Annotated in this window: 15 protein-coding genes; 13 read left to right on the forward strand and 2 right to left on the reverse strand. The window is 38.1% G+C overall.

From position 1 onward, the window contains the following. Positions 1-20: 20 nt before the first annotated feature. The 3 genes from AC13EX_RS10305 (at position 21) to AC13EX_RS10315 (ending at position 3,959) form a co-directional block, all read left to right on the forward strand. A complete protein-coding gene (locus AC13EX_RS10305) occupies positions 21-1,115 on the forward strand; it encodes an SGNH/GDSL hydrolase family protein (RefSeq protein WP_482892614.1) in 1,095 nt (364 codons plus the stop codon). Positions 1,116-1,385: 270 nt separating this feature from the next. Continuing rightward, positions 1,386-2,492, forward strand: coding sequence for an acyltransferase family protein (locus AC13EX_RS10310; RefSeq protein WP_339711748.1), 1,107 nt, complete (start codon positions 1,386-1,388; stop codon positions 2,490-2,492). A gap of 57 nt (positions 2,493-2,549) precedes the next feature. Next, entirely contained in the window at positions 2,550-3,959 is a 1,410-nt protein-coding gene (locus AC13EX_RS10315; RefSeq protein ID WP_048643492.1) for a Gfo/Idh/MocA family protein, read from the forward strand. 78 nt (positions 3,960-4,037) lie between these two features. Here AC13EX_RS10315 and AC13EX_RS10320 read toward each other — a convergent pair whose 3' ends face one another. Together AC13EX_RS10320 and AC13EX_RS10325 are read right to left on the reverse strand one after the other, a co-directional pair. After that, positions 4,038-5,657 (reverse strand): ABC-F family ATP-binding cassette domain-containing protein, encoded by a 1,620-nt coding sequence (locus tag AC13EX_RS10320; protein ID WP_048643493.1) that lies wholly within the window; start codon positions 5,655-5,657, stop codon positions 4,038-4,040. An 81-nt stretch (positions 5,658-5,738) separates the two neighbouring features. Then, positions 5,739-6,959 carry a multidrug effflux MFS transporter gene (locus AC13EX_RS10325; RefSeq protein ID WP_339711743.1) on the reverse strand — a complete coding sequence of 407 codons (1,221 nt, stop codon included), beginning with the start codon at positions 6,957-6,959 and terminating at the stop codon, positions 5,739-5,741. A 222-nt stretch (positions 6,960-7,181) separates the two neighbouring features. Here AC13EX_RS10325 and AC13EX_RS10330 point away from each other — a divergent pair, with 222 nt between their 5' ends. From AC13EX_RS10330 to AC13EX_RS10375, 10 genes are all read left to right on the forward strand, one after another. Beyond that, positions 7,182-15,299: a malectin domain-containing carbohydrate-binding protein gene (locus AC13EX_RS10330; RefSeq protein WP_482892615.1), complete on the forward strand. Its 8,118-nt coding sequence runs from the start codon at positions 7,182-7,184 to the stop codon at positions 15,297-15,299. Positions 15,300-15,718: 419 nt separating this feature from the next. Beyond that, complete coding sequence (locus AC13EX_RS10335; protein ID WP_482892616.1) at positions 15,719-16,483, forward strand: hypothetical protein; 765 nt, start codon at positions 15,719-15,721, stop codon at positions 16,481-16,483. A gap of 257 nt (positions 16,484-16,740) precedes the next feature. Further along, complete coding sequence (locus AC13EX_RS10340; protein ID WP_482892617.1) at positions 16,741-17,838, forward strand: hypothetical protein; 1,098 nt, start codon at positions 16,741-16,743, stop codon at positions 17,836-17,838. A 194-nt stretch (positions 17,839-18,032) separates the two neighbouring features. Then, positions 18,033-18,458, forward strand: coding sequence for a hypothetical protein (locus tag AC13EX_RS10345; RefSeq protein ID WP_482892618.1), 426 nt, complete (start codon positions 18,033-18,035; stop codon positions 18,456-18,458). A 492-nt stretch (positions 18,459-18,950) separates the two neighbouring features. Further along, on the forward strand, positions 18,951-19,535 hold the full coding sequence (locus tag AC13EX_RS10350) for a Crp/Fnr family transcriptional regulator (protein ID WP_482892619.1): 585 nt from the start codon (positions 18,951-18,953) through the stop codon (positions 19,533-19,535). Between the two features lie 61 nt (positions 19,536-19,596). Beyond that, positions 19,597-20,574, forward strand: coding sequence for a cyclase family protein (locus tag AC13EX_RS10355; protein WP_482892620.1), 978 nt, complete (start codon positions 19,597-19,599; stop codon positions 20,572-20,574). Between the two features lie 7 nt (positions 20,575-20,581). Next, on the forward strand, positions 20,582-21,028 hold the full coding sequence (locus AC13EX_RS10360) for a DMT family transporter (RefSeq protein WP_482892621.1): 447 nt from the start codon (positions 20,582-20,584) through the stop codon (positions 21,026-21,028). A gap of 1 nt (position 21,029) precedes the next feature. Then, positions 21,030-21,758: a GNAT family N-acetyltransferase gene (locus tag AC13EX_RS10365; protein ID WP_482892622.1), complete on the forward strand. Its 729-nt coding sequence runs from the start codon at positions 21,030-21,032 to the stop codon at positions 21,756-21,758. 7 nt (positions 21,759-21,765) lie between these two features. Continuing rightward, positions 21,766-22,398, forward strand: coding sequence for an NAD(P)H-dependent oxidoreductase (locus AC13EX_RS10370; protein ID WP_482892623.1), 633 nt, complete (start codon positions 21,766-21,768; stop codon positions 22,396-22,398). A gap of 12 nt (positions 22,399-22,410) precedes the next feature. After that, positions 22,411-23,100 (forward strand): DUF4386 domain-containing protein, encoded by a 690-nt coding sequence (locus AC13EX_RS10375; RefSeq protein WP_482892624.1) that lies wholly within the window; start codon positions 22,411-22,413, stop codon positions 23,098-23,100. Positions 23,101-23,435 lie beyond the last annotated feature (335 nt).

The following is a 23,435-nucleotide window of genomic DNA, read 5'->3' on the forward strand; positions in this document are numbered from 1 at the left end:
ATTTCACTAATTTTATCAAGATGAATCTAAGATTGTTTTTGGCATTGTCCTTATTGTTTTGCCAGTTTTCATTGGTATTGGCTCAGGAAGACTTAAGTTGGAATAACCCTTTGAAATCCCCAAATAAAAACCTAATTCATGGACAGGGTTGGACAGGTTTGGATTATCACAGACTTCCCGATGATGCTGAAAATAAAGTTAGAAAAGCTGTATGGGGTTTGTCAAGACATGCTGCAGGGGTAAAGTTGAAATTTAATACAAATGCCCAGGAAATTAAGGTTAGGTATGTGGTCTCAGGACGTCAAGCAATGCCCCATATGCCTGCCACAGGAGTAAGTGGACTAGACCTTTATATCAGAGATAGTCCTGAATGGATTTGGGTTCGTGGAAGCTATTCCTTTGGTGATACGATCCAATATACCTTCCCACTTAAAGCAGGTATTGCAACAGCCAAAGATTTTGATCTCTACCTGCCTTTGTACAATGAAGTTACCTTCCTTGAAATTGGAGTAGATAATGATGCTGATTTCAGTTTTATTTCTCCTTCAAATAATGAGATGCCGGTAGTCGTTTATGGTACTTCTATTGCCCAAGGAGGATGTGCTTCCAGGCCTGGGATGGCATGGACCGCCATCTTAGAAAGAATGATTAATAAGCCGATGATTAATCTTGGATTTTCAGGAAATGGAATGTTAGAAGAGCCACTTATTGATTATATGGCTACAATAAATAGTAGCTTATATGTGCTGGATTGCTTACCAAATTTGGTTAGGGATACCTTTTCTGAGGAGGAAGTTACCAAGAGGATGATGGATTCCGTGCGGAAATTGAAAGCAGAAAGACCCGATACACCTATCCTAATGGTTGAACATGCAGGTTATACGGATGAATTGGTAAATATGGATAGAAAAAATGCCTATCAAGGCAGAAATAATTTATCAAAAGTAGCTTACCGAATGTTGATAGCGGAAGGAGTGGAAGAACTTTATTACTTGGAAAAAGAGGAAATTGGGCTTACCATGGAAGGAACGGTAGATGGAACTCATCCAACTGATCTGGGTATGGATCAGCATGCCAAAGGATATTATTCAATTGTAAAAGAAATTCTTGACTAGACCTTGTGTTTTAAGGGCTTATTTGTGAATGTAAAATAATAGGTAAGGTTGGCTTATTTCTGAACCAATATAAAAGCTAAATTCAATTTTTATCTAATATTCAGTAAGTAATTTTTGTGAATTTAGTAGGTAAAGCGAAAAATTTAAGCATTCATGACTAACCAGTCATATAATTTATATGAAGTTCTATTTGAACCTGAAACATGAAAAGTTATATTTGAAATATCACATAACACGATTAATGACTACTTTCTCTTTCCCTAACAGTAAATGACCAGTATTCAGAAAGCCAATGACAATAGATTAGTTTCTTTGGATGCCTACAGAGGCATTACTATGTTTTTGCTAATCGGCGAGTCAGCGAGAATTTATGGGGCTTTTGAGGGGATGTTTTCAGAAGGTTCAGTTGGGCATATGTTTTTTACCCAATTTACCCACCATCCTTGGAATGGATTAAGATTTTGGGATCTTATTCAGCCTTTCTTTATGTTTATCGTTGGTGTTGCCATGCCATTTTCTTTGAATAAAAGATTGGCTAAACAGGGAGATAAAGGGAAAGTTACGCGCCACATCCTCAAAAGGTGCTTGCTTCTTTTTCTGTTTGGTACAGGGCTGTATTGTATAAATGCCGGAAAGCTGGTTTTTGAGTTATGGAATGTGCTTACTCAATTGTCTTTTACCATTTTAGTGACCTATTTTTTAATCAATAAACCACTTAAAACCCAACTTGCTATTTCCATTGGTTTGTTGCTATTAACCGAATTGATGTATAGACTTTATGAGCCTGCCGCTCCTTTTGTTAAAGGTGAGAATTTTGGTTCGTATGTTGATTTGATTCTAATGGGTAAATTAAGTAGTGGCGGATGGGTAGCCATCAATTGCATACCTACAACAGTACATACGCTTTGGGGAGCCATGTGTGGGAAAATCTTACTAAGCCAAAGAGCTAGTGACCTAAAAATAAAATATTTGTTGATAGCTGGTCTATCGGGGTTGGTTTTGGGTTATGGACTGGATTGGTCAGGCATTACCCCAATCATTAAGAGAATCTGTACTAGTTCCTTTATTCTTGCATCAGGTGGATGGGCCATCCTTGTCTTGACCTTCTTTTTCTGGTTTATTGATGTAAAGAAGGTTAATCAATGGCCCTTTATGTTTACGGTAGTGGGCATGAATTCTATTTTTATTTATTTGTTTGCGAATTTACTTGGTCACGGATGGTTGGCTAAAGTGGTTCATGTTTTCAACTATGGGTTTTTAGAACCATTAGGTTTTCCTGAAAATTTACTTGAATTGCTAAATGGGGTTTTCACCTTGGCTATAATGTGGTATTTGTGTTATTTTTTGTATAAAAAGAAAGTGTTTTTCAAAATCTGATGAAGATTTTGAATATATATATAAATTTAAAGAATCAACTAACTAATAAATGTACTTATGAGTAATAAAAGGAGAGAGTTTTTGAAACTCTCCGGCCTTGCCGGATTAGGAGTAGTGGGAACTGGTTTTAAAGGATTGTCACTAGAAGAACAAGAGCAGGTGCTTGCTCAAAGCAAGAAACAACATACCCAGAGATTTAACATGTCTGGCTATGCTGCACCTAAATTGGACGTAGTAAGAGTGGGAGTAGTAGGCTTAGGAAATAGAGGACCTGGAGCAGTTAACAGACTTAGTAAAATTGAAGGTGTTGAGATTAAAGCACTTTGTGACTTAAGGCCAGAAATGGTAGACAAAGTGATGAAATCTTTGGAAGGCACCAAACATAAACCTGAAACTTACAGTGGTTCTGCTTATGCCTGGAAGAAAATGGTTGATAGGGACGACCTTGATTTAATATATATAGTAACTCCATGGGAATGGCATACCCCTATGGCTGTTTATGCCATGGAAGCTGGTAAACATGCTTGTAGTGAGGTACCTATTGCTGTTACGGTAGAAGAATGCTGGCAATTGGTAGAGACATCTGAACGCACTAAGAAACATTGCATGATGATGGAAAACTGTTGTTATGATTTCTTTGAGTTGATGACGCTCAATATGGCTAGAGACGGATTCTTTGGTGATGTATTCCATGGTGAAGGAGCTTATATTCACGACTTGTTGGGATTGAACTTTCAGAAGGAAGGTTACCAAGACATGTGGCGTTTGAAAGAGAACTTTAGAAATGGTAGTCTTTATCCAACCCATGGTTTAGGACCTGTTTGTCAGGCCATGGACATCAATAGGGGAGACCAAATGGATTATTTAACCTCACTTTCTAGCAATGATTTCCTTATGAAAGCAAATGCTCAGAAATTGGCAGAAACAGATAGTTTTTATTCTTCTTTTGCTACTAAGAATTTTAGGGGTAATATGAATACCACTATTATAAAAACGAAAAAGGGGAAATCAATAATGGTTCAGCATGATGTAAGTTCTCCCCGTCCTTACTCAAGAATTCATTTATTAAGCGGAACGAAGGGTGCTGCAAGCAAATATCCTGTTCCAGGAATTTCTACTGGACATGAGGGATGGTTTAAAGCTGATGAAATGAAAGCCCTTGAAGAGCGTTATACTCCTGAAATAGTCAAAAAAGTAGGAGAGATGGCCAAGCAGATTGGTGGCCATGGTGGAATGGACTTTATGATGGACTGGCGAATGATCGATTGCCTAAGAAATGGACTTCCTTATGACCAGGATGTTTATGATGGAGCACTTTGGAGTGCTATCGCTCCGTTAAGTGAGTGGTCTGTGGCCAATAGATCCAATTCTATAGATGTCCCTGACTTTACTGGTGGTTCTTGGAAGACCAATGCTCCTGTAAACCTTACCTTAGAAGGTGGTGGAACTACAGGTGTACATGTATAACAATTAGAACAATTAAAAAAGCTGTGGAATTTATCTCCACAGCTTTTTTAATTTATTTTTCTGACTAAGAATTTACACTCAAGAAGTCTTGTACATTTTTTCCCTAAGAGCTTTGATCTCCTCACTTTCAAGGTAAGATTCATAATCCATTCTTCTATCAATTGTGCCTGATGGAGTAAATTCGATTATCCTATTGGCTACTGATTGAACAAAAGCATGATCATAGGAAGAAAACAATACTGTCCCGTTGAAATCTATCATGGCATTGTTAAGAGCGTGGATAGATTCCAAATCGAGGTGATTGGTAGGTTCATCCAAAACCAACAAGTTTGGATTTTGAAGCATCATACGTGAAAGCATGCACCTTACTTTTTCACCCCCAGAAAGAACAGAAGCTTTCTTAAAGGATTCTTCACCAGTAAATAACATTCTTCCTAAAAATGTTCGAACATAGGCTTCTTCCTGGTTCTCTGAATATTGGCTAAGCCAATCAATCAATTTCAAATCGGAGTCAAAGAAAGGAGAATTATCATTCGGCATATAAGCCTTATTGATAGTTACTCCCCATTTAAAACTTCCAGACTGAACAGGAGATTCTCCCATTATAGTCTGGAAAAATTTTGTAACCGCTTGTTTGGTTTTGGAAAGAAAGGCTATTTTATCTCCTTTATCTACCATTAAATTAACATCGGTAAAGTAGGTAGAGCTGTCATTTTTAAGTTCAAGCTCTTCCGTTAGCAAGATTTGATCTCCAGCTTCACGTTCAGGCTTGAAAATAATACCAGGATATTTTCTTGTCGAAGGCTGGATTTCATCTACATTCAATTTTTCCAACATTTTCTTTCTTGCTGTGGCCTGTTTGGACTTAGCAACGTTGGCAGAAAAACGCTCTATAAAAGATTGAAGTTCTTTTCGTTTGTCTTCAGCTTTTTTGTTTTGATCTGATTTTTGTTTGGCCGCTAATTGAGAAGATTCATACCAGAATGTATAGTTACCGGAGTAGATGTTGATTTTACCAAAATCGATATCTACTATATGTGTAGCAACTACATCTAGGAAATGCCTATCGTGAGAAACTACTATAACAAGGTTTTTAAAGTTAATTAAAAAGTCCTCAAGCCAGCCTATGGTTTCTGCATCCAGATCATTGGTAGGTTCATCAAGAACGAGAATATCAGGATTACCAAATAAAGCCTGAGCTAGGAGCACCCTTACCTTTTGGTCCCCAGATAGGTCTTTCATCAACTTGTTATGAAGGTTTTCTGAAACACCAAGTCCGGACAATAATGCAGCAGCATCACTTTCAGCATTCCAACCATCCATTTCAGCGAACTCAGCCTCTAGTTCAGCAGCTCTTAGGCCATCCTCTTCGCTAAAGTCCTCCTTCATGTAGATGGCATCCTTCTCCGTCATTATTTCAAAAAGTTTTTTATGACCTATAATAACGGTCCGTAGAACCTCTTCATCCTGAAAGGCGAAGTGATCCTGTGACAATACTGCCATTCTTTGGCCGGGTGTGATGTTCACATTTCCCGTAGTACTATCCATTTCACCTGTAAGAATCTTTAAAAAAGTTGACTTACCGGCTCCGTTGGCTCCGATTACGCCAAAACAGTTTCCGGGAGTAAACTTTAAATTAACGTCTTCGAACAGGGTTCTCTTGCCGAATTTGAGGGATAAATTATCTACTGAAATCATTCTGTATACCTACTGTTTTATTAATAAAGTGCAAAGTTAAAAAATTATTCCAGTATCCCCTATAATATAGAAATTTGCCAATCAGTCTTGCTTTATATTTCTAAAACGCTTTAGTTCTCCAATAGAATAATAATAATAGAGCAGTACAAGTCCTGCAATTAAAATACAAGATGCCATTAAAAATACCATAGGTATAGCCGTGCCATTATGAAATACGCTTACCAAAGCAGAAACAATGCCTCCAATTGCCATGCGCATAAACCCCATCATGGCTGCAGCACTTCCCGCATCTTTGCTAAATGGGGCCAAGGAGATGGCTGTGGAATTGGGTACACTTAATCCATGGCCTGTTAAAAATATAAACATCATGCCTATTAGGAAATAAACATTGAAGGAATTTGTCCAAACTCCCAGGATCATAATAAAACCAATCACCAATTGATAACACAATGCAGTAATCACAATTGTTCTATTGCTAAAATGATTGAGCAGAACATGGTTCAGTTGAGTAGCCCCGATCATGGCAATCGACAGGAAAGCAAATAGCCATCCATATTCAGTGACTGTAAGTCCGTAAATATTAATGAATACATCCGAAGACCCTGCTATATAGGCAAAGGGGGCTGCTCCTGCAATCCCACCAACGAGAATGAAGGTTAAGTATTGTTTGTTATGTAATACTTCTAAGTACTTTTTGGTTACGGCTTTTGGCCTTAGAGATACACTAGGGTCAGGATCTGCACCATCCGGAAGCTGCCATTTGCAAGCAAAAATAATCAGCGTACATATAATTGACAAAATAATAAAAAGCCAATGCCAATGAAAATGAGCTGTAATATACCCCCCTAAAGTGGGGGCTATCATTGGGGAAACTGCAATCACCAAGGTAAGCAGGGCAAATGCTTGGGCAATTTTGTTTACTGGAAAAATGTCTCTGACTAAAGCTTGAGCAGCTACCATTCCCACACAGCCCCCTACAGCTTGCATGAATCTCATTAGAATAAGAGATTCAACGGAAGATGTAAAGGAACACCCTACTGAGGTTACCACATATATCCACAAACCTATATATAAGGGTTTTTTTCTGCCAAACTTATCTAGTAAGGGTCCATAAAACAATTGACCGATGGCAATCCCAATTAAATAACTGGTCAAAGACAATTGAACGTTGGATATACTAGTGGAAAGGCTATCTGCTATTGCCGGAAATGCAGGAAGATACATGTCCACAGAAAAAGGACTTATGGTGCTTAAGGCACCTAAAATCAAAACGAGAATGAAATAGCTTTTTTGTTCCTTCATATCAATGTACAAAAGTAACCATTAATAAACTTATTTTACCTTCTTTGTATAAATCCAGCGCTAGATAACAAATGAATCAATAAAAATGTATTTTAAAACGATTAAAATGCTTTTTAGACTTGACTTTTACTGTTAAATCCCTTAATATTGTAGTAGATAAACAGTTGAAAATTTTTATATTTTTCTTATTAAACAGTTTTAGCATATTTAATTTCAATTACGATGAAAAAGCGGGTAATTATTCCGGTCAAATTGTTTTTTTGCATTATATTGATTGGATTAGGGAGTTCGGGGCCATTGCAAGGCCAGACGGTTAGTTTTAATCAGACAGCACTAAATTTTAATGAGTTCGAGGAAATCAAATTAGGTACATCCTTAGAATTTGGTCCTGATGAGCGACTTTACGTGTCTCAGCTCAAGGGAGAAATTAAAATTTATACCATATCCAAGGAAGGACCTAACCAATATGATGTTATTGGGGAGGAAGTATTATTAGGTGTTAAGCAAATACCTAATTACGATGATCATGGATATTTGGCTTATGACAATCGAAATGGTAGGCAAATAACGGGTATAACAGTAACAGGTACAGCCGAAAATCCTGTTATTTATGCTACCTCAAGTGATCCTAAATGGGGTGGGCCAAGTGGTGACACCATGTTGGATACCAATTCCAGTATGATCACAAGGTTGACCTGGACCGGTACCGAGTGGGAAGTCGTAGATTTGGTTAGAGGGCTTGCCAGATCGGAAGAAAATCATGCTATTAATGGTATAGAGTATACAACTATAGGAGGGAAGCCTTACTTATTAGTAAGTAATGGAGGTTTTACCAATGCTGGTTCACCTTCCAAGAATTTCACTTATATATCCGAATATGCGCTTGCTGCAGCTGTGTTACAGATTGATCTGGACGCATTGGAAGCACTTCCTACAAAAATAGATGCCCATTCAGGAAGGGCTTATAAGTACGATGTTCCAACATTGGATGATCCCACAAGACCTAATGTAAATGGTATTTATGACCCGAATGATCCTGGGTATGACGGCATAGATGTCAACGACCCATTTGGCGGCAATGATGGATTGAATATGGGAATGGTAACCTTAGACGGCCCTGTGAAGATTTTTTCGCCAGGTTATAGGAATACTTATGATTTGGTAGTTACTGAAAATAACAGACTATATTTAACAGACAATGGTGCCAACATTAACTGGGGTGGAATGCCTCAGTTTGAAGGAGATGCTACTTTGGTTACCAATGCATATGATCCACTAGAACCTGGGGCGAGTCCTTTAAATCCTACTATTACAGGAGAATTTGTAGATAATCAGGATCATCTTATAATGATTTCTGCCGATTTAGAGAATTATACTCCTGGTACTTATTATGGAGGTCATCCAACACCTATAAGAGCGAATCCAGGGCAACCATATCAACTTGGTAGCCCTTTTCCATTTTCTCCGGGAGGAGCTGGCTTATATACTAAGTTTGTCGGGGATGATAAGGATTTTACTCATATTACTCCGATGGTTACACCATCAGATAAGTTTAGAACAGAAATATTAGAACCAATTGCACCTGGAGATCCTGGTTTTGAGGAATATGCAGCCAATAGCTTGCCAGTAAACTGGCCTCCTGTTCCTTACAGTGTAGCTAATCCGGCAGAGGCAGATTTTATTTCTCCTACATTAACCAATTCCAATGGACCTCAACCTGATATTATTACAGTAGTACCGAACAATTCAAATGGTATAGCTGAATATACAGCGAGTAATTTTGAAGGGGCGATAAAAGGCTCTTTGATTGTTGGTAAAAATGGAGGGATTTTACATTTGATCCACCTTAATGAGGATGGTACTTTAAAAGAAGCTGAGTTCAATAAATGGAACCTAAATGGTGGAAATGCATTAGGAATCACCACAAATGGAGATACTTCTACATTTCCCGGAACGATTTGGGCAGCTACTTTCGACAATAGGATTATGATTCTAACTCCTGCTGATGATATTTTTTGTATAGCTGAGGATGACCCTGAGTTTGATCCGTTGGCAGACTATGATCATGATGGGTATTCTAATCAGGATGAAATTGACAATGGTACAGACTATTGCTCTGGTGGTTCAGCTCCTGATGATTATGACAAGGATTTAATTTCTAATTTAAATGATGAGGATGATGATGGAGATGGAATTTTAGACCAATTGGATCCTTTTCAAGTAGGTTATCCTAGTGATCTTCCTTTAGAAAACCAATTGTTCACCAATCAATCAGATGCTTCTGGAGATGAATTTGGTTATTTAGGCTTGGGATTAACTGGGCTTATGAACAATGGAAGTTTAAACCCTAACTGGCTAGAATGGCTGGATAAAGGGAATGATAGTCCAGGTCCCCCTGATATTTATGGTGGAACGGCTGGTGCTATTCAGGTCTCCATGACTGGAGGAACAGCCAATGGGCTAACCAATACTCAAGAGAAAGGGTTTCAACTGGGCGTAAATGTGGGCACTGAGGTAGGGAACTATGTAATTACCTCAGGAATCATAGGTTTGTCGTCACCGGGCCAATTGTACGATTTTGATGGAGATGGAGAAGTAGGTATTCAAATAGGGGATGGTACTCAGAGTAATTTTATCAAACTTGTATTTACTGCTGATGGAATACTTGCAGCTCAGGAAATTAATGATGTAGAAGATCCCAATCCTTTGTTTTTACCTATTCCTGTAAATGAGAGACCAGGATCAAATACTTTAATAGAATTGTCATTTGATGTAGATCCAGTAAATGGTACAGTAAAACCATTCTATAAATACAGTAATCAAGCTTTGGTTCCACTTGGTACAATTCAGGCTTCGGGATCAGTGCTTACTTCCATTCAGGATATGAGTGAGCCTTTGGCGGTAGGTATTTATGGCACATCAAATGATTCGTTAAAAAGCTTTATTGGCGTTTGGAATTTCATTAGTGTAATCGGAGAAAAACCATACACTATTCGTAGCCTGAAAGATATCAGAAAGTTGCTTGGAGATGATGACGTGACCATTGATTTAGAAGAATATTTTGGTGACAATGATGGGGAAAATAATCTAACTTTTACCATTGCTGAAAATACAAATTCAGTTATTGGAGCATCTATTGTCAATCATGAATTAACAATAAACATACCGAATGATGAGGTTGTTTCAAACATTACCATAAGGGCAACAGATTCAAATGGATACTTTGTTGATCAAACTTTTGAAGTAACTGTAGAACAAGATTTCACTATTTTACTTAGGATAAATGGAGGAGGAACTGTAATAAGTACCAACGATGGCACACCCTCTTGGTTACCCAATTATGTTAATGGACCCGCAAATTCTGATGTTTTTGAAGCCACACTAGGAAAAAGTGGCACCAATAGCTTTTTAGCTGATAATAGACATGTATCCATACCATCATATATTTCGGATGAAGAATATGTACAGCTTTTTGGTACTGAAAGGTATACCACAGAGGGCACTATGGAATACAAAATTCCGCTTCCAAATGGACAATATGCAGTAAACTTATATTTAGGTAATGGATATATAGGTACTTCTACACTAGGTAAACGTTATTATGGAATTGAGATAGAAGGTGATATGGTTGAAACAACCATCGACTTAATCGAGAGATTTGGACATCAGGTGGGAGGAATGGAGCAATACCAGGTCACAGTGACTGATGGTGAATTGAATATAATATTCCAAAAACAAAAAGAAAATCCGCTTTTCAATGGGATAGAAATTCTGGGTAAGCCAATTCAAAACCCTATTACCTTTACTAAAGTTGAGGACCAGATTAATTTTGCTGGTCACGAAACAGATGGTAGTATGTATGTGCAAGCTTCCGGAGGAAATGGAAATTTAAGTTACACTGCTACAGGATTGCCTCCAGGAATCTTTCTTGAACCAACGAATGGTACCATCTATGGAACCATTGAAGAAGGGGCATTGGCCAATAGCCCATACAGAATTACCGTTACTATTGATGATGAAGATGAAATTCATTCAGATGCTGTCTCCTTTAACTTCAATTGGACCATTAGTCCAGAATTGACAAGTCAGGAATGGCACTTTAAAAATGAAAATCGTTCCTACCACCCTCGGCATGAAGGTAGTTTTGTACAAGCCGGTCATGAGTTTTATCTTATGGGAGGTAGAGAAAGTTCAACTACAATTGATATTTATGATATAGAGAATGATTCGTGGCGTTCTCTGACCGAAATTAATCCTTATAGCTTTAACCATTTTCAGGCAGTATATTATCAGGGACTTATTTGGGTGATTGGTGCATTTGAGAACAATGACTTTCCAAATGAAACTCCGGCATCAAATATTTGGATGTTTGATCCAGTGAACGAATTATGGATAGAAGGACCTGAAATTCCTGAAAATAGAAGAAGAGGATCAGCTGGCCTTGTAGAATATAGAGGTAAATTCTATGTAGTAGGTGGAAATACTGATGGACATGATGGCGGTTATGTTAATTACTTCGATAGCTATGATCCTGAAACTGGTGAGTGGACTGTTTTGGAAAATGCACCTAGGGCTAGAGACCATTTCTTTGCAGCTACAATTGGCAGTAAACTATATGCAGTTTCTGGTAGACAATCTGGAGGTGAATTGGGTACTTTTACACCAGTATTGCCAGAAGTTGATGTTTATGACTTCATTACACAAACATGGAGTACTTTACCTGATAGCTTGGATTTACCTACACCTAGAGCTGCTGCAGTTGTGAACAACTATCTTGGTAAGTTGATTGTAGCAGGAGGAGAAGTTGCTACTGATCCTCTAGCATTACCTAATGTAGAAATGTTTGATCCATTGACTCAGGAATGGAAAATACTTGATACCCTCAATATTGGACGTCATGGTACACAAGGTATAGTTTCCGGAAAAGGTTTGTATGTAGTTGCCGGTTCTCCTAGAAGAGGAGGAGGAAATATTGGTAACATGGAGTACTTCGGTTTTGATGATCCGAATACAAGTCCACTGGTAGAAAGTGAATTGGTAGTTCCTGAAACTATCCTTGTCAAAAAAGGTAAGCCTAAAGACATAAGTATTGGCCTTACAAATGGTAAAACAGGTGTTTGGATAAGGTCAGTTGAACTTACTGGAGAAAATGCTGAAGATTTTGAAATCGTCTCAGGGGAATTGGTGAGTAATGTGCTCCTTAGAGCTGAAGATGCATATAATTTCACATTGGATTTTGTTGGAGAAGAACTTACTGGTTCTGCCAATTTGGTAATTACCCTTAGAAATGATGAGGAGATTACCATCCCAATAGAGGCTGATGGAAATTTTGAAGAAGTATTTCTTTATTACAATACAGGTTCTAGTGCAAATGTAGAATTAGAAGGAAATACTTATTTGGGCGATTTAAGTCTTACCTCCATACACAATGGCGGGTCAGTTTATAGAAATGGGAACGTTGTTGGAAATGAATTGTACAAATCAGAGAGATTTGCAGGATACCTTACGTATCAGATAGAAGTTCCAAATGGTGTTTATACAGTAACGACCCACCATACAGAAACTTGGTTTGGATTGCCTAATGGGGGTACAGCCGGCCCTAGTAAACGAGTGTTTGATATTCTTCTGGAGGATGAGATTGTTAAACCTAATTTTGACTTGTTTGTAGAAAACAACAATCAACCTATTGCTTTGATATTCGAAAATATAGAAGTTACCGATGGAGTTTTGGACTTAAGTTTGATTGCAAAGGTAAACAATGCAACAATTTCAGGTATTTCGATAGTTAATCAAGGCGAAATTGGGGCAATACCAATTGTTAATATTACTACCTCTACTGTTGGCGGAATAGTGCCTGTTGAAGTGGAATTCTTCAATGAAATTTCCAGACCTCAGGACTTTACTTTTGCTTGGGATTTTGGAGACGGTAATACTTCGACTGAACAAAACCCAACCCATCTTTTTGAGGAAGTAGGTGAATTTAATGTGAAACTAACTGTCTCAAGTTTGGCAGGAGATTCTGCTACAGATTCAGTGACGATTAGTGCTATTTCTCCATCAGAATTTGAATTGAATGTAAATGCAGGAAGTCAGTTTACCGTTGAGCAAAATGGAGAATCTTATATTGGAGAAAACAATGTTGGAATAACCTTTACCAGTTCTAATGCCTATAGCAATAGTTCAGCAGGAAATCCTCCATTGTATTTGACAGAGCGTTATGCAAAGAATTTCACTTATTCAGTGCCTGTTGAAAATGGTGTCTTTACTGTAAAAACCTATCACAATGAATTATGGTTTGGTAGAGATGGTAGAGAAGCAAGACCAAATCAAAGGGTCTATGACATCTATATAGAAGGTGAACTTGTAAGAAGTAACTTCGATTTATTTGTCGAGAATGCCTATCAGCCTATTGAATTGACCCATGAAAACATCATCGTTTCTGATGACACTTTGAACATACAATTAGTAGCCATAGTGAACAATGCCAATTTATCTGGCTTTTCGATAAAAGCACAAGATGACTTAATTGTTTATCCGGAAGCCTTAGCAGAAGCCAATACTGTTAATGGACCAGCTCCATTAACAGTAACATTTGATGGTGGAAATTCTACAGGTGATGGTGAATTGACTTATGAATGGAACTTCGAAAACGATTTTACCTCTACAGAGATGCAACCTGAATATACCTTTAATGAAAACGGTACTTATTTGGTAAGTCTTAAAGTCACGGATGAAAATGGATACATGGATACAGACGAACTAGAGATCATAGTAGGTGATTATATTCCTGTGCCTACCTATAGCCTAAGTGTAAATATGGGTACTAACTTAACGACAAGTTATATGGGCACCGATTTCCAAGGGGAAGCCACTTCCGGTATTACAATAGAAAACTCTTCGATATGGAGCAATTTAGGAGCAGGAGATCCGGAACTGTTTTTAACAGAAAGATCAGGCAAAAATGTTACTATTTCAGCACCAGTTGAAAATGGAGTTTATACGATAAAAACCTTTCACAACGAATTGTGGTTTGGAAAGTCTGGTCCTGCTTCAGAAGTAGGTCAGCGAGTGTACACCATTATGATTGAAGGTGAGGTGGTTAAAAATAATTTTGATCTATTTGCAGAATATAGTAATGCCCCAACTGAATTGATTTTTGAGAACATTGAAGTAAGAGATGGTGAGTTAAATCTCAGATTGGTTGCATCAAAAAACAATGCCACTATAGTAGGTTTAACGATCGAATCATTGACTTCAGTGTCCTTGCCTCCATTTGCAATTATTAACTCTTCGGATATAGAAGGTGCCGCACCATTTGAAATTGCTTTTGATGCCTCTGCTTCCACGGGCTCAGGAGACTTGATCTACAATTGGAACTTTGGAGACGGTGAGTCAAGTACATTGATTAATCCTACACATTTGTATGATACTGCTGGTACTTATTCTGTTATCTTAACAGTTATGGATAGTGCTGCAATGATGGATGCGGATACTTTAGAGATTAATATTTGGGACGAAGCTCCGATTTGGTCAATGTATTTGAATGCCGGATCGGATGTCAATACTTCTTATCAGGGTAAGCTCTTCTTGGGAGACAAAGCCTTCCCAACCTTATTCAATAGTACTAAAACATACAAAAACAGTTCTTCAAGTGCTATTGAACTTTACCAGACAGATAGGTATGGAAAGTCTTTGGCTTACAATATCCCTGTTGACAATGGTATCTATAGAGTTAGGACATTCCACAATGAATTGTGGTTTGGCAATGGTGGACCTGCTGGTCAACCTGGTCAACGGGTTTTTGATATCTTAATTGAAGGAGTAACGGTACATGAAGATTTCGATCTATATGTTGAAAGCAATTATGAGCCTACTGAATTGGTTTTTGAAGACATTGTCGTAACAGATGGAGAAATGAACCTAGGTTTCATAGCCTCTGCCAATAATGCAAGTGTATCCGGAATCATTCTTGAAAGACTGGACCCAAATAATGGTGGTGAAGGAGCCAATTCAAGGGTTATGTTTGAAGACGATGAATTGGCAGATGATGCCGATGAGGATTCAAATGAAGAATTGCCAAAAGCTAAGGTATCCAAAGCGACAATTTATCCTAACCCAGCAAAATATGAAGCTATCATTAGCTTGCCTGTTGAGGTTTCTGTGAAATGGATAAATGTTTACGATGTGAATGGTAGACTGGTATTGAACTTCAACGCTGGAAACAGTAATGGTAGTGAATATACCCTTCCTTTGCGTAAACTTGAACAAGGCGTTTATTTGGTGAGACTACTTGGAAGAGATGGTGTTATTGACCATCTAAGGTTAGTCATTAATCGCTAAAATGTAATTACAATCCACTTTTTAAAATAATCAACTACCCCTGAAAGGTCTGGTATCCCACCAGACCTTTTTTTTTTAATGGGATGCACAGTACATCCATTCAGAGATTTAACCCGAGATATGCAATAGACAATCTATTACATGCTGAAATCGCTTCAAAATACCCAATCGTTGCTGTTTTCAATTTCACCATAGCGGTGCTATGCTAAATTTTCCAAACAGCCTGATTGTCTTTCGATTGCAACACTTCCCGTAAACACGGGACAGGCTTCACCCCTGACATTGTCAGGGCGGAGAAATCCTATTACACAATCCGGGTTTAAAGGCCTTTTTTTTCTGATTCAATTTAAAAATCCCTTGCTTCACTGGATTCCTAGTCCGGAATCCTTAATTTAACGGGGCATTAAAAAAGCGAAAGAATGAGTCATTTATCAGATATAGGATTTGACATAGATAGTGAAGAGGAATTTTACAAATTGGCTAAAAAAGCATATGCAAAGGCTAGCTCGATTAAAACTGATAAAGGCACTTATTTTCAGTATTCAGATTCTTCCGGTGCAGAGCTTTGGATACAAAGCAATTTGAATCATGAATTGTTAGGTGTTAAACCTCATTATAAAGGAATTAGTAAAAGGAATGTGTGCTTAACAGCCTCCCTTGATAGGATGGAAAGCGAGTTAGATGGCGCATTTCATTCATGGGCCGACCCAACTGAACCAGGCAATCCTGAAAGTGGGGCTTATCCATTTGTTTTTGATGTTCCAAACCATAAATCATTGGGAAGTATAAAGTTTCCACAAAGCATAGCAATACAGCTCTCTGCATTTGCTCAGGATATAGATTATTATGAAAATGAAACAGCATTTGAGCAAGGGCAAGAGGGTGGAGTAAAATGGTCAACTCAATCCTTTGTGCCGAGTGGATTATTCAATTCTAATGAAAACCCTGAGCTCAATACACCAGAGGCTTTAGGAATTATTACCGGAACAATTAAACAATCAGAGAAGAAATTAAATGATCTAACAGGTCAGGAATTTCAGTGGATGCTTGTGGATACGCTGGGAGGGGAAATAGATGTAGTAGCAGATTGGGGATTCTTTTCGACCGAACCAAAAGTAGGTGGAATAGTACACGGACAATTTTGGCTATCAGGACAGCTTTTGAATATTCCCGGATTGGTTTAGAAAGTTAAAGCAAGCTGTATTATAAATTGTCTATTTCTAAGGTAATAATCCAGAATTTCGTGGTCTTCCCCGTTGGTTTAGGAAAAGAATAGGCAATGTATAAGTAGTTTTGAGGCTATGAAGAGCTGTTCGATTGGTTTCTGCTTGAGGGCATTTTGCGGATTTTCTTGGTTAGTTTTTTATTTACTATATTGGATGCCAAATCATCTAATAAATCATTTAAAGCAACATTCACCTAAACTTTAACTGAAAACTCAATGAGCGTTAAATTATCTATAATAATTTTATTAATTGCAAATGCTACCATTGTATATTCCCAAAATATGCCGTATCCGCCAAGTCCAGTTGTTAAAAATATTGAGTTTGATTGGTCTACGCATATTAGTCTAGCGCCTGGCAGCGATAACTGGCCAATTACATGGGCTGATGATAACAAGCAATACACCGTTTGGGGAGATGGTGGTGGGTTTGATGGCACCAATAAGCTTGGACGATCTAGTATTGGGGTAGCGCGTTTAGAAGGGAATTGGGATGATTTTAAAGCTTTTAATGTATGGGGAGGGCATAATAGTGAGAATAATAATAATAATTTAATTGCTAAAAGTTACGGTATTATTAGCATCGATGGAATCTTATACATGTGGTGTGGTATGTTTCAAACCGATGAAGACCAATTTGATCAAGCAAAGATTGCCTATTCTGATAATCACGGTGCGACATGGGAATTTGTAGATTGGAATTTTACTAGGGAAGAAGGAATTATGATGCCAACCGTGTGCAATTTTGATAAAAACTACGAAAATGCTAAAGATGATTTTGTTTACACGTATCTAATACGTTTTCAATCTTACGAAGGGCCTGATAATTATGAAGATAAAGTAGATTGGTTAAATTGTCAAAAACCCGGACTCATCGATTTAGCCAGAGTTCATAAGGACTCTATCCTAGTGCAGAATGCGTATTCATTTTTTGGGGGCACCAATAATGATAAGCCAATATGGACAAGAAATTTAAACGAACGACTACCTGTCTTTGAAAACCCTGACGGTGTTGGTTGGAGCATCAATGTGAGCTATAACTCAAAACTTGAAAGGTATTTTTTGACAACAGAACATACTGAATCTCATCGAGGGAACCTTGGCATGTTTGATGCCCCAGAACCATGGGGACCATGGACTACTGTTCTTTATGACAATTCATGGGGAGAAGGATTCATTCCTTTGAATACATTTTATTGGAATTTTGCAAATAAATGGCTAAGTAAAGACGGCAAAAATTTTTCCTTGATATTCACTGGGCGAAAAGAGAATGATTCATTTAACCTAATTAGAGGAAAATTCATCACTGACAAATAGAAAAGATTAGGTTATTGGTGCTGAATAAGGTAAAGCTTAAGCTTACAGCCAGTTCCGACCTTTCGCGTGCATCTTATACATTTCTGCTAAGCATGCCAAAAATGTCCATGTTTTAAGCACAAAATTGTTTAGTCCATAACAATTGTACGTGATGCTAAAAGTCCATTTTTGGAAAAATGTAGGGTATTAAATAAATGAGACGGTTAACGAAAATATTGACACTTTTAATAATCTCTATGCTATTAAACAGTTGCGAGGGATTTAAGGTATTGACCATTGACAACACTTCGGACCATGTCGCCAGAGTAACTGTCCGACCCGGGCTCAATTATTCGGACAAGAGTCAAATTCATAATTTTCCTAACAATCCAAGCTCAGACAGTTCAGTGGTTATTTTGCAACCTGACAGTTCAATGACAGTTCTATCTATTTTCACTGGAACGATGTTTAACGTAAAAATTAAGGATAGAGAATTACAGACCGACTACTTGAAAATTGAAACACCAAATGAGATAGTAGTTGCAGATTCAAGAGCAGAAATAATTAAATTGATTTATGCAAAAAGAAAAGGGAGAATAAAAGGGGAAGGACGGAACCTGGCGACAATCAAAATTGAATAGGTAAATAGAAAACGACACTACAATACCTAAGTATTCTCGCTCCTGAAACAGGCCCCTAATCGGACCCTGAGCCTGTCGAAGGGTTCGAATAACGGGTTGGTAATTAGATTATATGGGAATAAATTACACATTTTTTTAGCGTGGATCCATTAGGAAAAATAACTGCTTATAATCAAAATCACGAAGCCTCAGGAAAAGCACCTTGTTGAAGCTAATGGGAACAAGATAATATTTCAACCTTAATTGCTTTTACGATTTTCTTGACCCACCAATACCTACTCCTACAAAGATTTGCAGAACATTTTTAACAGTTTCCATTTAACCTTCAGTATGGCCACTGGATTCCTTGTCTGAAATTCTTAATTTAAGAGACGAATAAAGAGTTGGGTGCATAATACCTATATACGCAACTCGAGACTATAACATAGCTATTAAAAATGTTGTGCACCGGCAAAAAAAGACGTACAAATATCAGGGATTAATCATTTTACGATGCATGAAACCTTAATTCATAATTTTAAAGAAATTGTTCCCTTAAAAGAAGAGGATATTTTGCTAATTCAGGATGCATTTAAGCCTATTCATCTAAAGAAAAAACAGTATTTACTTCAAAAAGGGCAATCATCCAACCATATGCGATTTATTGCAGAAGGGTGCCTCAAACTATACCGTGTTGATGATAGTGGCAAGGAACATATTCTTCAATTTGGTATTAAAGGTTGGTGGGTAAATGACCTTTATGCCTATCTAACTCAAAAGCCAGCCACATTTTTTATTCAAGCGATTTCCGATTGCACTGTTTTGCAGGTTCACAGGAATCAACTAAATAAGCTGTATGACAATATACATATGATGGATCGGTTTTTCAGAATTAAAACTCAAAATGGATATGTTGCACTTCAAGAACGAACAATTAACTCCATGAGTCAAACTGCTGATGAACGCTACTATGAATTTATAAGTAGATACAGGAATATGGAACAACAGATTCCTCAATATATGATTGCCTCTTACCTAGGAATAACACCAGAACACCTCAGTGCTCTTCGAAAAAGTGTTGCAAGAAGGCTTTCTTAAGATACCTTAATTGATTTGGCCTACATGGTTTGAAAATTTGTACAAACAAATAATTCAAATCATGATAAAGACAAGTTTTGTATTGGCCTTGCTGCTTGCAGGCCAGTTGACAGTATTAGGTCAACAAACTGAAACCGTTGGCAAAAGCCCTTGGGGATCCGATGATGAAATAGGTTCACTGAATCTAATGTCAAATTACACACGTTTTGAGGTATTGTCTCAGATCAAATCCGGTAATACCTATGATTTAAGTGTTGATTATTTCGTGGGTATGCCCAGCTTCCATTCATTGGGCGATCCTGGCTATCAATACTGGTTGACCCATACTCCAAACGGTACTGTCGTTGACAATCCAAATGGACTGGGTAAAGCCATGAATCGAAAGGTGAGTTACACAGGGGATGCTATCTCCATGTATACGCACATGGGTACACACATTGATGCACTCAACCATTTTGGTTTGAACGGAAAAATCTGGAATGGATTTACTTCTGAGCAACACCTTGGAGACAAAGGTTGGAAAAAGACTGGTGCAGAGACCATTCCTCCCATTATTGCTCGTGGAGTAATGATTGATGTAAAATCATCGAAAGGGATATTTCCAGAGAACTATCGGATTACCGTCCATGATCTTCAGGATGCGCTTAAAAAGCAGCGCCTTAAGCTTCAGCCTGGCGATGTTGTTGTTGTACGTACAGGTCAGGCTGAGTTTTATGAGGATGCGAATCATTATCTGGACAACTATCCAGGTATCAGCCTTGATGCAGTAAAGTGGCTAATCGAAGAACAGGGAATCATGCTCTTAGGTGCAGACAACCTCAGCTTTGAAGCTTTTCCTCCTGAGCGAGAAGATAACTGGGTTCCAGTACACACTTACCTATTGGCAGAAAAAGGGGTGATGTTCATCGAGCAGATGTATCTGGAGGAGTTAGCCAAAGATGAAGTATATGAATTTGCTTTCATCGCTGCGTCACTTAAGCTCAAAGGAGCAAGTGGCTCGCCTTTGCGACCATTAGCCATTCCCATCAAATCTGAATAGTCAAGCCATGAACAATTCGACATTACTACTTCTTTCCTTTTCGGTAGGGGTTATGGTAGTGATCCAAGGAGGAATAAATTCTCGGCTCGGTATTCTGCTAAACAATTCCTTGCTAGCAACGCTCACAGCATTGACCATGGGTGCGAGTTTCACACTCATTGCCGTACTAATTTCTGTGAGACAATTTCCAAGTATGTATCAACTCAGGGAGATTCCGGTCTATATGTGGGTATTAGGCGGGCTACTAAGTTTCTTGGCTGTAACACTTTTCTACTATGTCATTCCAAAAGTAGGCATCTCAACGGCTGTCACCTTCGGATTGGCTGGGCAACTCCTTTTTGCAGCAATTGCTGGGCATTTCGGGTGGTTTAATATGCCATTGGAGCCATTCACGATGAAGAAAATTGCAGGGTTGTTTATGATGATCGCAGGTGTAATTCTAATCAAAATATAAAATGGATTTAAACAAAGCAAATATAAACAATCTGATTGCCCTTTGGAAGACGGGAGGTCGGCTTGCCGGAAAGTACATCGAAGAATCAGGCTATCACCTAAGCATTGCAGCAAGCGGTGAATGGCCTAATAAACTGTGGTTTACTAAACCAATAGACACACAGACACTTATGGATATTCAGCTCAAATGGAACTTGACCAAGTTGTCACTCCCTATTTGGGGAGGTGATGTTGAAATGAGGGAGTCCATGCTTAAATCCAGTGGGTTTCAAGAAAGGCTCACCCAAGTAGCCATGTCTGTGAATCTCGAAGACGCTCCTGGCATTGTGGATCGGGTTGTCATTCAAAAAGTGACTAGTAAACCAATGGCTGAAATTTGGTCGCAGCTATTTAAGGAAGCATTCGGATATGAAATTAGTGCTGACACAGTGAACAGAACCATGGTTTCCATTGATTATTTCATAGGAAAACATAATGGAGATCCGGTAGGTATTGCTGTGCTTTTTATGGATCAGCAAGGTCTTGCTGGTATCCACTCTATGGGTGTCATTCCATCCCAGCGTAGAAAAGGCTATGCAGAAGAATTACTTATTCTCATGATGAATATCGGCAGAATGAAGGGGGCTAACTATGCCACTCTGCAAGCTTCTGATATGGGAAAGAGGCTCTATCTCAAAACCGGATTTCAGCAAGATTTTATCATCAAAACATTTATTAAACCCCAAAACTAAAGAACAAATGAATTTACTAGATAAGCTTAATTGGCGCTATGCCACAAAAGCCTTTGACCCTTCCAAGAAGGTGCCAAAGAATGATTTAAACTTTCTAAAGGAAGCCATTCGGCTTTCGGTCTCTTCATATGGCTTACAGATGTATAAAGTATTGATTATCGAGAACCCCGAGATCCGAAAAGAACTGCGCAAAGCCTCCTGGGAGCAAGCCCAAATTACGGATGCATCTCATTTGTTTATTTTCTGCAACTACACGATCAATCATGATCAACACGTGGATGATCACATTCAACTTATCATTGATACCCAGCAGATAGTAGATGACCATGGTCTTAAAAAGTACGCGGAATCCATTAAATCCAACATCGCAAATATGAACTCTGAAGAGCGAAGAAACTGGACAGAAAAACAGACCTACCTCGCACTAAACAGTCTTATTATTGCATGCGCAGACCGACAGATAGATGCCTGTCCGATGGAGGGGTTTGATAAACAAGCATATAACCGCATTCTTGGTCTGGACGAAATGGGACTCAATGCTTCGGTAATTGCACCAGTAGGGTATAGATCGAAAAGTGATGAAACACAACTAAGAAAAAAAGTTCGAAAACCAATTAAAGAATTATTTCTAAGCACTTAGAAAAGAAGAAAAATGAACAACAAACTAAAAAATAAAGCTAGACTAACCGGTATTCTATATCTGCTAGTGATCCTGTTGGCAGGTTTTAGCCAAGGATATGTGCGTGGAACGATTTTTTTTCCAGATGACCCTCAAGTAACCCTGACAAACATTATTTCATCCGAAGTATTTTTCCGTCTTGGCCTGATAAGCGATTTATTGGCTTTCATGATAGATGCAGTCATTTCAATATTACTGTACCAGTTATTGAAGTCTGTCAATAAAACTATAGCTGCAATTGCTACAGTCTTCCGGCTTTTGGCACATCCAGCCATCGGAAGCTTAAATCTCTTGAACCATTATATGGCCTTAGAAACGGCTAGTAGAAGCGGGCTTATGTCAAGCTTGGGCATTGAACAACAAGAGGCATGGACAATGCTATACATGAATGCACACAATGCGGGATATCTTTTGGCAGGAGCATTCTTTGGTATTCATTGTTTGCTATTGGGAATATTGCTCTATCGTTCTGTACTTTTCCCGAAAGTGTTTGGCATATTAATGGTTTTAGCTGCTGGGGGCTATATGCTTGAGACTTTTGGGAATTTTATATTTCCCGGCTATCAATTTGTTTTAGCCAATATTGTAGGTTTTTCGGCAGCAATTGGGGAAGTATCTTTTACTTTATACTTGTTGGTTAAAGGAACGAGAAAGACAATTTAACAAATAAAAAAAAATACTGAACTAAAAAAAAATTATAAAAGCAATAGCGGATATAGTGGTAAGATTAAGGTCTGAGGATTGAATAAATCTTTGCTATAGTGGCCAGGTAATCACTTTGAAGTCCGCTATTGCTTTTGTACTTGCCCAACGGCTTTAATTTTAAAAAATGGGACTGAAATTTCAAGGGATTAACATTAACGGAAATTTTGAAGCCAAACAAGGTGAGTTATTCGACTTACTAGAAATAGGGTCTTTTGAATTATTAAATAAATAATTTGAATCATTATTGGAATGGGTTCCAATCTAAAGAGGAAATAGTATTTTCATTTTTTGGG

The sequence above is a fragment of the Cyclobacterium sp. L-R genome (assembly GCF_056859355.1).

Excerpts from the sequence above, each read along its gene's own strand:
- AC13EX_RS10305 (WP_482892614.1), top strand. The coding sequence starts at position 21 with ATGAATCTAAGATTGTTTTTGGCATTGTCCTTATTGTTTTGCCAGTTT.
- AC13EX_RS10310 (WP_339711748.1), top strand. The coding sequence starts at position 1,386 with ATGACCAGTATTCAGAAAGCCAATGACAATAGATTAGTTTCTTTGGAT.
- AC13EX_RS10315 (WP_048643492.1), top strand. The coding sequence starts at position 2,550 with ATGAGTAATAAAAGGAGAGAGTTTTTGAAACTCTCCGGCCTTGCCGGA.
- AC13EX_RS10320 (WP_048643493.1), bottom strand. The coding sequence starts at position 5,657 with ATGATTTCAGTAGATAATTTATCCCTCAAATTCGGCAAGAGAACCCTG.
- AC13EX_RS10325 (WP_339711743.1), bottom strand. The coding sequence starts at position 6,959 with ATGAAGGAACAAAAAAGCTATTTCATTCTCGTTTTGATTTTAGGTGCC.
- AC13EX_RS10330 (WP_482892615.1), top strand. The coding sequence starts at position 7,182 with ATGAAAAAGCGGGTAATTATTCCGGTCAAATTGTTTTTTTGCATTATA.
- AC13EX_RS10335 (WP_482892616.1), top strand. The coding sequence starts at position 15,719 with ATGAGTCATTTATCAGATATAGGATTTGACATAGATAGTGAAGAGGAA.
- AC13EX_RS10340 (WP_482892617.1), top strand. The coding sequence starts at position 16,741 with ATGAGCGTTAAATTATCTATAATAATTTTATTAATTGCAAATGCTACC.
- AC13EX_RS10345 (WP_482892618.1), top strand. The coding sequence starts at position 18,033 with ATGAGACGGTTAACGAAAATATTGACACTTTTAATAATCTCTATGCTA.
- AC13EX_RS10350 (WP_482892619.1), top strand. The coding sequence starts at position 18,951 with ATGCATGAAACCTTAATTCATAATTTTAAAGAAATTGTTCCCTTAAAA.
- AC13EX_RS10355 (WP_482892620.1), top strand. The coding sequence starts at position 19,597 with ATGATAAAGACAAGTTTTGTATTGGCCTTGCTGCTTGCAGGCCAGTTG.
- AC13EX_RS10360 (WP_482892621.1), top strand. The coding sequence starts at position 20,582 with ATGAACAATTCGACATTACTACTTCTTTCCTTTTCGGTAGGGGTTATG.
- AC13EX_RS10365 (WP_482892622.1), top strand. The coding sequence starts at position 21,030 with ATGGATTTAAACAAAGCAAATATAAACAATCTGATTGCCCTTTGGAAG.
- AC13EX_RS10370 (WP_482892623.1), top strand. The coding sequence starts at position 21,766 with ATGAATTTACTAGATAAGCTTAATTGGCGCTATGCCACAAAAGCCTTT.
- AC13EX_RS10375 (WP_482892624.1), top strand. The coding sequence starts at position 22,411 with ATGAACAACAAACTAAAAAATAAAGCTAGACTAACCGGTATTCTATAT.